The 17,436-nt window shown below is 43.2% G+C and carries 6 protein-coding genes; 4 read left to right on the top strand and 2 right to left on the bottom strand.

Going from position 1 to position 17,436, the window contains the following annotated elements:
- Window positions 1–285 precede the first annotated feature (285 nt).
- Together WMO37_RS02700 and WMO37_RS02705 are read left to right on the top strand one after the other, a co-directional pair.
- Window positions 286–6,636, top strand: a complete 6,351-nt coding sequence (locus WMO37_RS02700; protein ID WP_349154263.1) for a pectinesterase family protein — start codon at window positions 286–288, stop codon at window positions 6,634–6,636.
- 190 nt (window positions 6,637–6,826) lie between these two features.
- The gene (locus WMO37_RS02705; RefSeq protein ID WP_349154264.1) at window positions 6,827–7,393 is read left to right on the top strand and encodes a hypothetical protein; all 567 of its coding nucleotides are present in this window, start codon (window positions 6,827–6,829) and stop codon (window positions 7,391–7,393) included.
- Window positions 7,394–7,458: 65 nt separating this feature from the next.
- On the opposite strand, the gene WMO37_RS02710 is transcribed toward WMO37_RS02705, so the two are convergent.
- Complete coding sequence (locus WMO37_RS02710) at window positions 7,459–7,659, bottom strand: hypothetical protein (RefSeq protein WP_349154265.1); 201 nt, start codon at window positions 7,657–7,659, stop codon at window positions 7,459–7,461.
- A gap of 97 nt (window positions 7,660–7,756) precedes the next feature.
- Complete coding sequence (locus tag WMO37_RS02715) at window positions 7,757–8,935, bottom strand: helix-turn-helix transcriptional regulator (protein WP_022433427.1); 1,179 nt, start codon at window positions 8,933–8,935, stop codon at window positions 7,757–7,759.
- A 450-nt stretch (window positions 8,936–9,385) separates the two neighbouring features.
- Between WMO37_RS02715 and WMO37_RS02720 the strand changes: the two genes are divergently transcribed.
- Both WMO37_RS02720 and WMO37_RS02725 read left to right on the top strand, forming a co-directional pair.
- Window positions 9,386–15,811 carry a pectinesterase family protein gene (locus tag WMO37_RS02720; protein ID WP_349154266.1) on the top strand — a complete coding sequence of 2,142 codons (6,426 nt, stop codon included), beginning with the start codon at window positions 9,386–9,388 and terminating at the stop codon, window positions 15,809–15,811.
- 181 nt (window positions 15,812–15,992) lie between these two features.
- Window positions 15,993–17,432, top strand: a complete 1,440-nt coding sequence (locus tag WMO37_RS02725; protein WP_022433425.1) for a spore germination protein — start codon at window positions 15,993–15,995, stop codon at window positions 17,430–17,432.
- Window positions 17,433–17,436: the final 4 nt, after the last annotated feature.

Genomic DNA, 17,436 nt, shown 5'->3' on the forward strand with positions numbered 1-17,436 from the left:
GGGCATATATATAGAATTAATATTTTTGTTGCAAAATTAGATATACAGGTGGAAAAATTTATTTTATTAAAATGGATATAATTTTTTTGTACAAGCGGAACAACAAAAGTAATAAAAAAATATTAAAATTTACAAAAGAATTGTGAAATATTAACAATCAAATGAGCAAAAAAACGTTTAAAACAGAGAAAAGAAAAATAGTTTTATAAAATATATTGCAAAATGAATGCGATGCAATTATAATCCGCAGTATAAATTTAAAATAAAGAATAGGAGGTATTACAAATGAAGTTGCGAAAAACAACCAAAAGATGGATCAGCATGGCATTAACGCTTCTGATGATGATAACATCAGTATTTACAGGCGATTATGCCATTTTTGCTGCGGATTCTGAAGAATATACATACGCAGACGGATTTCTGGTAACAGAACCAGTAAAAGGAACTGCATATGCATTTAATTTTCAAAACAAAGACAGTGAAATCTATGATACATCAAAAGAAAGTGCTAATCCGGAAATGAAATGTGGCACATTTGGATTGATGACCGTGGAGAAGGCGGGAAAATTCCATAGTACAGATCATGGCATGAACGGACAGGCACAGATGACGTTTAAGGTCGCTGGAAATTGTATGATTACAATTGGAGGATGTCAGTTTACAGGACAGAATGACCAGTTTGTATTAAAAACAACAACGGGAGCATTGGATGCTGTGTCTAAAGCAGCAAAAACAGCAAAATGTTATAATCCGGCTGATACAAGTGGTCAGGACAGAGTAAGCTTTTGTTATGTGGGAGATGCGGGAACAGTTACCGTGAGTTCACCGGGATCGTATATACCGGAAATTCTGATTACACCGCTTGCAGATGATTATATACCACAGTCTATAATGGTGGCTGATGGAATGACAGCAGCACAGATGGCAGTGAATACCAGCTATTATTATGATTTCAGGATAAAAGATAGTGTGCTTTACAATTTAGACAGCAGTGCGTCAGAACCTGCTTTGAATACAGGTGTTATAGGATTGATGGAGGTTCGGACACCCGGACGGTATAAGGATTCAACACATGGAATGCAGGGGAAAACGGAATTTACGATTCAGGTACCGGGAGACTGCAGCATTATGATTGGAGGCTGCCGGTGGGGTGGTGATATTAAACTTAATACTGAATCCGGAACACTTGACCAGACGGTTCAGTCTTCAAAGACACAGAATTGTTATAGTGAATCCCAGACCGACGGTTCGGATCGAATTGTTTTTGAGTATACGGGAAATGCCGGAACAGTTACGCTGACAGCAAATACATATATTCCGTATATTCTTGTGACTCCATCCGAACTTCAGAGACCGGAAGTTACAAGACAGATTGAAGTGTGGGATTTTGGAGCAAAGCAGGAAGAGGATACACAAATATATCATAACAATATCACACAGGCAGCATGGGATGCCAATGGTCTTATAGGTGAAAATGGTACACTGGATGGGACGGTTAATACAGATAAGATAGTGAATTTTGGTACACTTGCAGTAAAATACGAAAATGGAGACAGCATACAGGGCGGTGTCAATGCGTTGAAATTTGTCACAGGCGGTGTGAATTATACGACATTTTCATACGAGGACGGATATTGTTCTGATGGTGTATGGAAATGCAATGGAAAAGGTGGAAATACAAGACGCTGTGTTACATTAAATGATGTATGTGCCGGAGATAAAATTGTGGCATATATGGGGTCTTATACAAAAGAAACCGACAAAGTTCATTTCCTTTATAAAGGGACACAGGGAACACAGGACGATACAGCAGATATTGGAAATGCAGCCTGTAAACGGTATGAATTTATTGCACAGTACAGTGGACAGTATCAGATTTATGTTGGAAGTACGACAAATGTAAAACCGGTATACCACAGAATTTTACAGATTCCTCCGGTTGAGGTAACAGGAACTGTAGATATAGCAGGTACGGATATTGTAGAATATGGCGTAAAATTTATAAATACGGAAACACTGGAAGAAGTGCAGGCAAAGGTTAAAAATGGAATGTATAAAGTTTCCCTGACACCGGGATATACATATACGGCAGTTCTTACAGAAAATGTGGGATTTGGTTTCACAGATGCGTGTAAAAATATTACAGTGCAGGATACAGATGTAATAAACGGAAAACAGCAGAATCTTTTTGTGGAAAGTAAAAATGTGTGTGAATTAAAAGGAAACATATCAGGCTTTGATACAGATTATGATACCAGTGCATTAAGGGTTATTTTAAAAGCACCTCAAAATTCAGAAAAAGAAGATGTTGTTTTTATACCGGATGAACAGGGAGCTTACAGTGTAAGTATTGAACCGGATGTAACATATACGATTACATTAAACGGCGTTAACGATTATGAGCCGGACGGAACAGCGCAAATCCGTCTGACACAATCAGCACAAGAGAATATTCATGTCGTAAAAAAAGAAACTTACACAGTGTCAGGTGCATTTACAGGTTTGGATGTGCCGGATACAGTGACAGCGTTACAGTTTGTGAATATGGAAGACCGGTATATATATGATGCAGCGATTTCTGCAAATAGTTATCAGCTTAAACTGCGTAACGGTACATATGAAGTAAAAGCAGAGGCAGGGGACTATCAGACTGTTTCACATATTGTCGTTGAAAATCAGGCAGTCGCAAGAGATTTGCTATTTTTAACGACAAAAAAAGAAAAACTTGAATGGGTACCGGATATTTATGTCGGATATGACCAGAAAGAGCATAATTATCAGACAGTGCGGGAAGCAGTAAAAGCATGTAAAGCGATGAATCCTTCTAATGAATCTGAGCGTATTACTGTTCATATCGCGCCGGGGGTGTATCGTGAGCAGGTTCTTGTAGATACACCATATGTAACATTTATTAATGATGAACCGGAAAAAGAAGTGCTGTTAACGTGGTATTATGGTATTGGATACGAATACTACAGTATTGGTGCTGACGGGTATTATTCAGAAGCAGCAGCGTATGACAAATTTGAAAAAAATACTGCACAAAAATGGGGTGCGGCTGTTTATATAAAAAATACGGCAACAGCATTTCGCGCACAGAATATTACATTTGAATCGTCATTTAATAAATACATTACAGATGAAGAATTGGCAGACGGTGTGACACCGGGTGGACCGGATATTAAGAATTTTGAAAGAACCAAAGATTCTGATGCGGCAAGCGGTGAGGCTACAGAACGTGCAAGTGCGCTTGCAGTTGAAGGTTCACAGTCGGAGTTTTATGAGTGTAGAATTGTTAGTAGTCAGGATACACTGTATACAGGTAATAATATTCAGGCATATTTCAAGAACTGTTTCATAGATGGCAATACCGATTATATCTTTGGCGGCGGTGATGTTTTATTTGATGCCTGTGAACTGAGTTATTATGGATACAGCAATACACAAAAGGGCGCTTATATTACGGCTGCGGCAGATGGAAGTACGACCGGTTACATTTTCAGAAATTGTTATGTGTCAGCCAATGATGCATGGGATGTAGCGGCAGGATATTTTGGAAGACCATGGAGAAGCAGTGCAACGGTTGCATTTTTAAATACAAAGCTTCAGACAAAGGATACAGTAACAGCGGTAGGCTGGAATTCAATGAGTGGTGCCAGACCGGAAGATGCAAATTATCAGGAATACAATACGACGGTTTTAGGAAGCGGTGCGGCAGATGTTTCAGCTAGAACGGCAGGCACAGTAAAGAATGAAAATCCATATGCAGATATTGTGCAGACATTTAAGGGCTGGCAGCCGTTTTATTTTGTACAGGAAACAGACACGGCAGTGACAGTGAAAGATATTGCCATCGAAGGCGAGCTTAAAACGGGTTCTGTTTTAAAGGCATTGTATACGTTAAGTGGTAATGAAAAAGCAGATGCATCTGTATTGGAATGGTATCGTATAACACCATCAGGAGAAGAAACACTGGTAAAGGCAGTACCTTCTTATGCGGATAAAAGCTATACAATTACGCAGGAGGATACAGGATGTTCTATCAAACTGGTTATAAAGCCGGAAACAATCAGTGGAACAACAGGTGACAGTAAGAGCTTTGTATCGGCACAGGTGCCAAAACAGCCAACGAAACCGGAGCAGCCGTCAAAACCTGAACAGCCGGATGTTCCATCATTCAATGCGGCAACGGTATGGACCGTAGGAGATTCAACGGTATGCAGTTTTAATGACACCTATTATTATCCAAGGTATGGATGGGGAACACAGTTAGAACATTATTTTGATAGCAGTCTCACAGTGAAAAATCTTGCATTGTCAGGAAGAAGCTCAAAAAGCTATGTGCAGGAAGAACAGTATCAGACATTAATGCAGGGAATGAAAGCAGGAGATTACCTGTTTGTTGGCTTTGGACATAATGATGAAAAAGCGGATGAAGGACGGTATACGAATCCAAATGGCAATTATTTGACAGAAGGTTCATTTGCCAATTCGCTGTATGTAAATTATGTAAAACCGGCGCAGGAAAAAGGCGTTACAGTTGTTCTTTGTACACCGATTGTCAGAAGAACAGCAACAGGAATATGGGAAGATTCAAATCTGCATATCACATCGGATTCAGGTAAATTTGAAGGAGGAAATTATGCCGAGGCAATTCGTAAAATGGGTGAGGATTTAGATATAACCGTTGTGGATATGACAACGCTTACAAAGAATCTTTATGATGAACTGGGAGCAGATGAAACATTGAATTTACATGCATGGACCTCGTCTTCTGATACCAGCGTAGATAATACGCATACGAATATTTATGGTGCACGTTATAATGCATACATGATGACAAGAATATTGAAAGAACAGAATATTCCGGGACTTTCAGAACACATTAAGGAGGCCCAAAAACCGTTAAAGAGCGAAGTATTGCAGCCAAATCCGGATTATAAGGAAGCAGAATATACTCCGGTTACAGATGTCAGTCAGCTTTGGAAACAGATTGGTATCTGGAGCGGTTCGGTATTTGGCGACCTTGGCGGTAAGCCGTCAAAGGCAACGCATGTGCTTGAAGGACTGGAAAATAACACAGTCCATATTAAGAGTACAAAGGGAAAAATAACGGATACTTCTGACGGTATAGCGATGTATTATTATAAAGTCCCGGCAAAAAGTGTATTTACACTGTCAGCTAAAATGAGAGTGTTATCTTACGATGTACATGATCAGGCTTCATTTGGACTGATGGTAAGAGATGCTGTATGGCTGGATATGAATACGAAAGATATGATGGGAGATTATGTGGCAGCAGGACCACTAAAATTATCAAAACAGGGAAATGTATGGAACTGTTTTGCGAGAAAGAGTGGTGCTTTAACACGAGGAGGAATCTGTGTAAATGAAATTGCAGCAGGTGATGTGATTGATGTTAAAATTGAAAGCAGTACAGACGGATATGCCTGCACATTCGGAAAAGAAGAAACAATTACCGGTGGATTTGACTTTAAATTGACATCTATTGATTCCGATTATGTCTATGTGGGCATGTACGTGGCAAGAAATGCCGATGTAACCTTCTCTGATGTAAAGCTTATCGTAGACGGTAAGGAAGTTACGGCAGAACCGGAACAGCCAAGTGAACCGGAGCAGCCAACAACACCGGAGCGGCCGACAACGCCAGAGCAGCCGACAACCCCGAGTGAGCCGACGATTCCGGAACAGCCGACGACACCGAGTGAACCGACGACACCGGAACAGCCGACGACACCGAGTGAACCGACGAAACCGGAACAGCCAACGACGCCGAGTGAGCCGACAACACCGGAGCAGCCGACGACACCGGAACAGCCAACGACACCGGAACAGCCGACGACGCCGAGTGAGCCGACAACACCGGAGCAGCCGACCGTACCGGCAGAGCCGACAGCGCCAAGTGAGCCGGCGATACCGACAGAAACAAAGACAATGGTTACAGTCAACGGAAGCGGTACAGTAACTGTTCCTGAAACAGTTGAATTTGTGGGTGCAGACGGCAGTGTATTAAAGAATACAAAGTTGAGCCTGAATATTGTAAAAGAAGGACAGGCATACGATACAGCTGCACAGCAGATGAAAGCGGCAATCGAAAATGAAATGCCGGAAATTTTGAAAAACAGCAGTATTTCTTATCTGGAAATGAATCTGACAGATGAAGCAGGTCAGACTGTAACATTTAAGAACGGCAAGATGGGGGTTACTTTGGAATATCCGGCAGGAACAGGAAAGAGCGGTTACTCATTTGCAGTGCTTCATTTGACAGAAAATGGTCTGGAAACACTGATGCCGCAGCTGACAGATACCGGACTTTATGTTGAAGTTTCCTCATTCAGTCCGTTTGCGGTAGTTTATCAGACAGTAAATGAACAGCCGACCACACCGTCAGAACCGGAACAGCCGACTGTTTCAGAGCCGACAACAGTACAGCCGACACAAACGGTACAGCCGTCTACGGAAGGTTCTGCAGCAACAACTTCTGATGCACAGACAGAGGATACAGGTGTTGCAACTGCGGACACCATGCGTGCAGTTCCATTTGTACTGATGATGTTTGCGGCAATGACAGCATTCGTTGTGCTGGCAGGCAGAAAGAAAAAAGAAGTAAAATAAAAGAATAAAAATCATATAGTGAATATATGAAGCAGACCTCCGGTCGTTAGAAGTAAAGCAAAAATCTGACGACCGGAGGTCATTTTTTGTTACAAAATTAGATATATAGATAAAAAACATTATGATATAATAGAACTATAAATAGAATATGATGATACAAAAGAACTATGTGAGGATTTAAGGAGGAAAGGTGTATGAAGAAAAAATACCGTTTAAAAGGCTGGGTACTGTGGAAGAAGGCTACGGTCAGGAAAGACAGGCGACAGGAAAGCAGATACAAATTTTAAATACCGGCAATCAGACTGTTACGGTTAAAGCAGTCAGTGCCGAAGGCTATGTGGTAGGTATCCCGGAAGGCAGTATTACGATATCGGACATGACATGGAACAAGTGGCTGAATCAGATAACTTTCGGAAAGTTCTTTAATAAGACACAGAAAGTAGAGATTACGGCACACGATACCGGAACAGGCATTGCAAATATTGTCTACTATGTTGCAGAGGGTGAGCAGAGTGTAGAACAGTTAAATGCACTGCCAAACGGAAAGTGGAATTTATACAAAAAAGAATTTACGGTAGAGCCGGACGGCAGAATGGTTGTTTATGCAAAGATTACTGATAAAGCCGGAAACACAGCTATGGCAAATGTACAGGTTTATGTGCAGAAAGTCACACAGCCGCCTGTATTTATCGGAATCAGCGACGGCGGCAGTTATTGTGAAAATGTAAAGTTTACGGTGGAAGATGATAATTTATAGAAAGTATTTGTAGGAGATAAACAGCTTACTGCGGATAATGGAATCTAAACGATACAGGGCAGTAATCAGCCGGTAAAGGTTACGGCAGTGGACGCCGATGGCAACCGTGTTGAGGTGACGATACAGAAAAAAGAAGATGTATCCGAAGCACAGCAGGCACAGGCAGAAGCGTAGCCGGAACAGCCGCAGAGTGCGCCTGTCCAAACCGGTGACAGTACCCCTGTTACATGGCTGTTTGCCTTACTGGCATTAAGCGGAACAGGCATTGTCGGTTCAAAAGCAAAGAAAAGCCCCGCGGGGACTGTCAGCGATAAAATCTGACAGTCCCTGCGGGGTATTTTTGTTTCGGGGTATTTTTGTTTTTTACGGCAGTTTCTGTTCCCGGTAAGCGGACGGACTGATATGAAACAGCCGCTTAAAGGCACGGCGGTAAGAATACACACTGTTATAGCCGACATCTTCGGCAATCTGTTCAATTGTCGAGGCAGTGTCCGACAGCAAAACACAGCTTTTTTCAATGCGGCATTTTTCAAGGTATTCCGCAAAACAGATACCGGCGTATTCCTTAAAAATACTCGAAAGATAGCCTTCGGAAACTTGAAAATGCTGTGCCGTACCTGAAAGATTTAAGTTGGCATCGGCATAGTTTTGCAGGATAAAATCGGCAGTTTCCTGAACGAGTTCCTTCTTTTTGCTCACTCTTTGCCCGGCAAGTACAGAGCTGACCGAAAGACACAGGTCATGCAGGTGTGAAAAATAATATTCAAAATCACCCTGACAGCTGATAATTTCCTGCTGGAAAGCAAATAGCTGTTCTGAAAAACCGTACTTTACCGGATTCAGACTCCAAAAGGTGGCAGTTACGGCATTATGAAGGGCAAGCATTTGCCCAGCAATCATCTGTCCGGGAGAAAAAGAGCGAAGCCGTGTATTTTCATCTTCAAGAACGGTCAGGATAAATCGAATCAAATCAATGTTGTTGGTTTTTATGCCCTTTATTAATAAATCCGCGGCAGTCTGTGGATAGAAACAGCGATCTGCATTTCCCGCAGTAAAAAACAATTGGTCAGAATACACGGTAATATCGTCATGGCTGTCCGTCAGCGAAAATGAAAGCGCAGTCAGTGCCTCTTTTTTTGCAAAGATAAATTCGGACAGGCTGACACAGGGACGGCTGATGCCCCAAAAGACTGTGCAGTTGTGCCGCTGTTTAAAATATTCATAAGACTGCTTAATATAGATGTCTGGCTCAAATTCTTCAGGATAATTAAAAAGCAGTAAAAATTCATGATTTTCCGTGCGATAGAAGAATGTTGGAAATTCTGCCAGTCCGGCGGTGTATTTTGGAATGATGGAAACCAGTGTACGCCGGTAAGAATCTGTTTCTGCTTTATATGTACCAGACAGTGAAAATGCAGCGATACAAAAAAACGGATACGGAAAGCGGAGGTGCAGTAAATCTGCGGTTTCCGGTTCCGGTGCATAACTTGTCCGTGTAAATGCTTCATGTAAAATCCCATATATTAATAACTGCTCATTCATACTACTCCATTTCTGAGCGACTTTGTCGCGAAGATGCGATGAGAAATTCGCGCAGGCGATTTCTCATCTGCAATCATGGCTATTTGTTTTCGCTCGGAAACAATATAGCCGTGCGAAAAAGTTTTGATTTAAGGCTTTTTCACACTACTCCAATTTCCTTGTTTTCACACAGAGTACATTTTGTACGATGAAAAATTGTACCCTGCACGTCTATCATAACGAAAAATAAAACTAAAAACAAGATATTTTGCAAAAAACTTTTGCAAAAAATAATTGCAAAAGATACATTTTGCACAAAAATGGATTGTATCTTTGAAATGCCGGGGTGAAAGATTATGATACACATATGGGAAGATGTTGGGGAGAAAAGCACCCACCTATGAGCAAGCTCATTCGGTTTAGACCTTTTGACCCTGATATCATGGAAAATATTTATTTGGAGGGTTAGTAATGAATCAGAAGACACAAAACCGCGCACAGCGGAGAAGGGCGAACAGACATCACGTAAAAAGGGCAACGGCATTTGCACTGGCAGGACTGATGGCAACATCAGGCATATCCCTGCCGGCGGGAACATTTGCATATGGGGCGGAAAATAACACCCTGCTTGCATTTGCAGGCGCAGAAGGCGGTGGAAGATTTGCAACCGGCGGACGCGGATATGATGTGTATGTCGTTACAACACTGGAGGATTACGGAAAAGGTGAAACACCGGTAGAAGGGTCTTTGCGTTATGGCATCGAAGAATTTGCCAAAGATAAAGGCGGAACGATGATTGTATTTAATGTGGGTGGTACGATAGAATTAAAGCAGACACTGACCTTTAAAGAAAGAAAAAATATTACCGTAGCAGGACAGACAGCACCGGGGGATGGTATTACCCTGTCCGGCTGGGATACAAATATCAGCAATTCTGAAAATCTGATTATCCGTTATATGCGTTTCCGTCCGGGTGCGGCAAATGTACATACCGGCGGAGATTCCATGGATGCACTCTGGGGAAGGGATAATAAGACTTTTATGATCGACCACTGTTCGTTTAGCTGGAATACCGATGAAACAGTTTCAACTTACCGCGGACAGGACGGAACAGTACAGTGGTGTATCGTATCGGAAAGTCTGACTGTTTCAGGACATTCCAAAGGCCGTCACGGATATGGCGGTATTTTTGGTGGCGACAATGTATTGTTTCAGAATAACCTGATTGCGAATCATACATCGAGAAATCCAAGAATCGGCGGCGGATGCATGGGCGATCCGACAAAGGATGGAGGCAGTACGGCAACACTGCAGTTAAGCAATAATGTTCTTTATAACTGGGGATATAACACCTGCTATGGTGGTGGTTATGCGTATACCAATTTTATCAACAATTTCTTAAAACCGGGACAGGGAACGAGAGAACAGGTTCGGTATCAGGTCATTGATATGGGTGAAGCCACAAAACCGGGCGGATTTTATGTAAACGGCAACTACATGGACGGCAATGCTGAAATTACCGCTGACAATGCAAAAGGTTCAAAAATGTCAGGCGTGACAGAAGGAGCCAATAAAACTGTAGTTTCAGAAACACCGTATACGGCAGAAGGATTTGACAGTGCCACCGTGACAAGTGCTACGGACTGTTATGAACCGGTGCTTGCGCAGGCGGGTGCAACCTATCCGTACCGTGATGCCATTGATGCGAGAGTTGTAGCCGAAACGCGGACAGATTCGGGAAGATATGTGAATACAGAAGATGAGGTCGGCGGCTATCCGGCAAAAGAATCTGTACGGGCTGCTTCATTTGATACAGATATGGACGGAATTCCGGATACATGGGAAACGGCACATGGCTTAAATCCGAATGATGCAAGTGATTCCAAGAAAATCAATTCGGCAACCGGATATGCCTACGTAGAAGAATATTTTAACGGACTTGTTGAAAATGTAGAGCAGTCCGGTTATACGGCACCAAATCCGGATATTACCCTTGATTTACAGGATAATGCACAGTATGATGAAGGACAGACAGTAACAGTGACAGCTGATGTAAAGGCAAACAATGGGGGAAGCATTGCAAAGGTAGAATTTTACAATGGTATACAGCTTGTCGGAACAGCAGATACCGCACCATTTACCTTTGATTATACGGGGTTGACAGACGGCACGTACAATATCACCGCTAGAGCCTATGATAATGATGGCAATCAGACCCAGTCATCTGTATCGAAGCTGCATATTAACAGCACAGCTGGCACAGGCGAGTGGACAAGCACTGATATTGGCAATCCGGGTGTAGCGGGAAATGCAAGTTTGGAAAATGGTGTGATGACAGTGAAAGGTGCCGGAAAATTAGGCGCATCAGAAGGCTGCGTATCCGGCAGTACCTATGCAGATGCCACAACCGATGATTTTCAGTATACGTATCAGCTTGTCAAAGGTGATGCAGAAATTATTACAAAACTGGATTCAGCAACAACCGTTGACAACCATGTATTTACCGGTGTGATGTTCCGTGAAAGCTTAGAGAGCGGTTCAAAGACGGCGGCACTCGGTATGTCAATGGTTAAAATCAGCAATGAAACCACATGGTCAACCTATCTTGCAAGCAGACTTGAAACAAACGGTAAAATTTCGGATATTTCTGAAACGATTGATTCGCCTGCAAGTGCAGAAAAAGCGGGAATACCACTGGTAAGGGATTTGCATTTTAAGAGCGGTGCAGACTTTAACGGAACATGGTTTAAGTTGATAAGACGCGGCGATACCTTTACAGGATATGCATCTGATGACGGTGTAACGTGGACAAAGGTCGGTTCAAAGACTATTGAAATGGCACAAGACATTTATGTGGGATTTGCCGTAGATGCGAATAAAGCGGCAAACAGCCTTGAAAATTTAAGCACGGCAAAGTTTTCAAATATTGCGATTCATGAAGAATTTACAGATGTTGACTATAACCTTGAACACATTACAACAAGCGGTGCGGATTATGCGGCAGTCGGTACAGATTTTACAACGCAGCTTACGGCAGACAGCGGATATCATCTTCCGGATGCAATTGAAATTAAAGCAGGAGAAAATGTTCTTGCAAAGCAGGATTATACCTATGATGCCAAAACCGGAGATATTGTTGTAAAGGCAGACAGGCTGACATCCGGTGTAAAGCTTACAATTTCAGCACAGGCAGAAGAAGATGTTAAAATTGATTATACATTGCAGACCTACGGCGATACGGAAGATGTAACCGTGACACAGGATGCAGGCAGTATGACAATCAGCCAGACCGCAGAATCTGCAAGTATGGTTGGAAATAAGGGAACGGCAGGAAAAAATGTTTCCTACATTTTATTCCCACAGTCGAAAGAAGCGGCAAAAATGACGTTGAAATTAAAGGTCAATTCATTTAGCAATGGAAAATATTCCGGCGTGTATGCCGGTGCTTTCCAGCCGGACGGAGATTACCTTTATAATTCAATCGGATTCAGAGGTACAGGTGATGTAAATGCCGTATCACCGTACTGGCTGAAAGCTTCCGGCAAGGCTGGAAACGGAAGTCCGAAGCAGGCATGGACAGAAGGGGCTGTTTATACGGTAAGCATTGAAAAGAAAGCAGACAATACCTATTATGCCACATTTCAGGAGGAAGGCAGCGCGGCTGTCAATGAAAAGACTTTTAAGGCTTCGGATTCTGCGCTGACACCGGATATTATGGCACAGTTCGGACTGGCAGTTTACAGTGCGGACGTCACAGTGACGGATATGGTGCTTTCCGATATGTCAGGAAATGTACTGTATGACCAGAATAGGGATAATTCAGGTCAGGAGGAAAGCGGATATAAGCCGCAGGTATCCGGTTCAGATTTGCTAACTGTTACCGGGGCGGGTTCTGTAATGAAAGCAGAACAGTCTGCAGAAAGCGGATATATTACACAGAGTACAGGTGATGCAGGAGTCAATACAAGTTACATTTTACTGCCGGAAAATGATGCATTTGCATCTATGTCCATGACTCTTAAAATTAAGGATTATTCGATTACGGGTCAGAATGCAAAAAGGACGGGTGTTTTTGTCGGTGCATTCCAGACTTCGGGTAAATATGCGTTTGCTTCATTGGGATTCAGGGGCTATGATTCATCGGTTGGAACCGATGCACTTTCGGGCTATTGGATGAAAGGCACTGGAAAAGCCGGAAACGGTTCACCAAAGTATGAGGTGGCAGCAGATAATAAATATAACGTAACCTTTACAAGAACCGAAAACGGCTATCTTGCCGAATTTGAAAGTCTTGGTAAGCCGCTGCTTGTCGATGCTAACGGCAATAAGACGTATTCAGATAAAAAGGAATTCAAGTGGAAGGATATGACACTGACAGCAGAAGATGCCGTATCATACGGACTGGCACTGGTTGGCTCCGATGTGGAAATTACCAACTGGGTGGCAAAGGATGCTGAGGGCAACATTTTATATAATCAGAAGGATTATTATAAAGATGCCGGAACAGCACCGGCTGTTACAGGAGTAAATACACCGGTAATTTCAGAGGACCGTTCTTCCATTACGGTATCATGGAGCGGCGAGGGTGCGCAGTTAGACGGAAAGTACCGCGTAGAGGTATCACAGGATAACGGCGTAACTTATAAGGAGCTGGATACCACCGCTGAAACTTCTTACAGCTATGTACCGGAAAATTCAGGTGACTATCAGTTCAGAATTACAGGTGTCTGCGGCGGACAGGAAAGCAATTCTATGGAAACTTCGTCTGTACATTTTGTACTGCCGATGACAGCACCGTCTATTAGTGCAGAATCCGGAAATGCAGCAAATACGGTTACATGGTCTGCTGTGCCGGAAGCTGTCAGCTACAGAATTTACCGTTCAACACAGCGTGCAGAAGGCTATACAGAGATTGGAACATCAGAAAGCACGACATTTACGGATACCACTGCGGAAAATGAAGTCCCGTATTTTTATACGGTAGCGGCAGTCGGACGGGATAACGAAAGTAACCCGTCAGCGCCGGTATCCATTATGGCAACGGCAGGGCACACAGGCGAATACATGTTCGGTTCACAGGCGGCACAGATGACGGTGCTTGAAAAGTCTAATGATACGGTAACGGGAAATGAAGCTGCTTTAAAGTTTGCCTATGATGAAGCCGGAAAAGTATCGGTGTATGCAGGAGATCGGCTGCTGTCTGAAAAAGAAACGGCAGCAGGAGAAGCGGTGGATATAACGATTCCGTTACAGGACGGAAGAAATGCAGTAAAAGTTGTCTTTGAAAATACACAGGGCATAAAGACATACCGTAATTTTAACTTTGTTAAACTTTCATCATACGATATGGTTGTAGATGCTTCCGGTATCAGAACGCTTGACAGTGAGTCTGTACCGGTGTATACAACAGTGGCGGAAGCACTGGCAGCAGTGCCGGCAGACAATCAGGAACAGAAAGTTATTTTTGTAAAGAACGGTACGTATTACGAAAAATTAAGCATTACATCGCCGTATATCACTTTAATTGGCGAGGATAGCGAAAAGACCGTGCTGTGTTATGATGCGGCTTCGGGAAAAACAGACCCGGTAACGGGGGCAGCATACGGAACCTCAGGCAGTGCATCGGTTTCGATTGAAGCAGCGGCACACCATACATACATGGAAAATCTGACGGTTGCGAATACCTTTGATTATCCGAATGAAACGATTGAAGGCAAGCAGGCAGTTGCAATGCTTACAAGAGCAGATCAGCTTATTTTTAATAATGTACGGCTGACCGGATGGCAGGATACCTTACAGGCAGACGGCGGCGGACGCCAGTATTTTAAGAATTGTTATATTGAGGGAAATGTAGACTGGATTTTCGGCAGTGCACAGGCAGTATTTGACGACTGCGATATTGTCGCCAATGCGGCAGGCTATGTAACGGCGGCAAGTACTGAAAGTAAAAAAACAACAGGCTATGTATTCATAAACAGCAGACTGCTTAAAAAATCAGATTCGGTGGCAGAAAATAGTGTGGCACTGGGCAGACCGTGGCGGTCAAATGCCTGTGTAACGTATGTAAAATGCTTTATGGACAGTCATATTAAGACAAAAGGCTATGATAATATGAGCGGCAATACCCACAGTGCAGCACGTTTTTATGAATATCAGTCCTACGGACCGGGCTTTGCGGTTAATACCGACAGACGACAGCTAGCCAAAGCAGAAGGAGAAGCATTGACAGTCAACGGGGTCTTTGCAAGGGAAGCAGGCGAAGGTATGGCATTTGCAGAAGGCTGGGATGCAGTAGCGGCATATGCGGCAGCCTCCGCAGATTACACAGAAAGCGGAGCAGTATCGGTAGATTTTTCGGAACTGGATAGGGCAATTCAGAATGCTGAGGGCTTAAACAGCGCCGATTACAAGGATTTCAGCACAGTTGAATCCGCATTAAATGTGGCAAAGGCACTTGACAGGACAACGGCAACACAGGAAGAAGTCAGCGTACTGGCACACAGGCTGATAGAAGCTGTGGCAAATCTGGAAACAATAACCCCGGCGCCGGAGCCAACACCAGACCCAGAGCCAACGCCAGACCCAACGCCAACGCCGGAACCGACACCAACACCGACACCAACACCGACCCCAGAGCCAACACCAACGCCAGAGCCAACACCGACTCCGACGCCTTCAGAGCCGGACAATAACCAGCCGGGCGGTACGGGAGAAGCTGACGGCAGTCAGAATGGTAATGATAATCCGTCCGAAAATGCAGCAGAAAATCAGCAGGAAAGTGTGCAGACAGCAGATAAAACACATTCCGTATGGTATCTTTTCGGTGCGGCAGTTTCAGCAATGCTGGCAGGATTTGCAGGCAGTAAGCGAAAGAAAAAGTCCGATGAAGAACTTTAAGAGTATTAAGAGCGACTTTAAAACAATAATTTAAAAAAAGATAAAAATAACAGAAATCATATACCGCGTGCGGATAGGATTTCTGTTATTTTTTTTCAAAAGATGTATGAAGTCACGGACGGCGGATATCCTATGGATAAAAAGCGCAACCAGCGCAGAAATGAAATGAGGATTTATTTCGATGCAGACAATAAATACAGATAATATCAGGACAGAATTTTCAACCAGTGCGGATGAAAATATCCGCAGTATGAAAAAACAAATCCGCATTGAGGAGAATTTTGATATTTTAACGAGAGAAATTATAATCGGTGGAAAAAAGGCAGGATTCTTTTTTATAGATGGATTTGTGCAGGAAGATATGATAGAAAAACTGATGCAGTTTTTTTATTCACTCAAACCGGAAGATTTATCGGATGTGGATTCCTTTCTTGAAAAAGGCATGCCCTATACAGAAGTCAATAAAATTACTAAGCAGAGTGATGCACTGACGGCATTTTTTTCGGGAGTAACAGTCTGCTTTATTGACGGCTTTTCAGAGTGCCTGTCCTTAGACTGCCGGACGTATCCGATGCGTAGTGTGACAGAGCCGTGGAAGGATAAAGTACTTCGTGGTTCAAGGGACGGTTTTGTGGAAACACTTGTTTTAAACGCGGCACTTCTGCGCAGAAGAATCCGCGATCCCCAATTAAGTCTGGAGCTGATGGGGGTAGGCACACGCTCGCGTTCCGACGTTGCTGTCTGCTATATGGAGGATAAAGTCGACAAAAAGCTGTTAGACAGCATAAAAAGGCGAATTCAGGCAATACGTGTAGAAGCGTTGACAATGAATATAGAAAGTCTTGCAGAGTGTTTATATGAGCATAAATGGATTAATCCGTTTCCGAAATTTAAATATTCAGAACGTCCGGACACCGCCGCTGCTGCGGTTTTGGATGGAAATATTGTGATTATGGTAGACAATTCACCGGCGGTCATGATTGTGCCGACTTCGATTTTTGACATTATTGAAGAGGCAGACGATTATAATTTTGCACCGGTCATCGGGACGTATTTAAGAATTTCAAGATTTCTGCTGACACTGGTTACAATGCTTCTGACCCCGACATGGCTGTTACTGATTGACAATCCGCAGTGGCTGCCGGAGTGGATGATGTTTATTACAGTGTCTGATGAGATTACCGTACCGGTGTTTTTCCAGCTGTTACTGCTGGAACTCTCCATTGACGGATTAAAGCTGGCAGCTGTTAATACGCCGACCCTGCTTTCAACACCGCTCAGCGTTGTTGCCGGTATTGTGGTAGGTGAGTATGCAGTCAGCTCCGGGTGGTTTAATGCAGAATCCATGCTGTATATGGCAGTGGTTTCGGTAGGCACGTATTCGCAGGCAAGCTTTGAAATGGGATATGCAATGAAATTTATGCGGATTATTCTGCTGTGTCTGACGGCGGCATTCAACCTGGCAGGATATATTGCGGGAATCCTTTTAATAGCGGCAACGATAGCTTTTAACCGTACCATGACAGGATGCAGCTATATTTATCCGCTGATTCCGTTTGATAAAAAAATGCTGAAACGCAAGCTTTTAAGAGTCCGTCTGCCACATGGAAATGAAAAATAGGTGT

The sequence above is a fragment of the Lachnospira intestinalis genome, assembly GCF_040095895.1.
Lineage (GTDB): Bacteria > Bacillota > Clostridia > Lachnospirales > Lachnospiraceae > Lachnospira > Lachnospira intestinalis.

Coding starts and splice junctions, on each gene's coding strand:
- WMO37_RS02725 (WP_022433425.1), top strand. CDS start 15,993: ATGCAGACAATAAATACAGATAATATCAGGACAGAATTTTCAACCAGT.
- WMO37_RS02700 (WP_349154263.1), top strand. CDS start 286: ATGAAGTTGCGAAAAACAACCAAAAGATGGATCAGCATGGCATTAACG.
- WMO37_RS02720 (WP_349154266.1), top strand. CDS start 9,386: ATGAATCAGAAGACACAAAACCGCGCACAGCGGAGAAGGGCGAACAGA.
- WMO37_RS02710 (WP_349154265.1), bottom strand. CDS start 7,659: ATGCCTGTTCCGCTTAATGCCAGTAAGGCAAACAGCCATGTAACAGGG.
- WMO37_RS02715 (WP_022433427.1), bottom strand. CDS start 8,935: ATGAATGAGCAGTTATTAATATATGGGATTTTACATGAAGCATTTACA.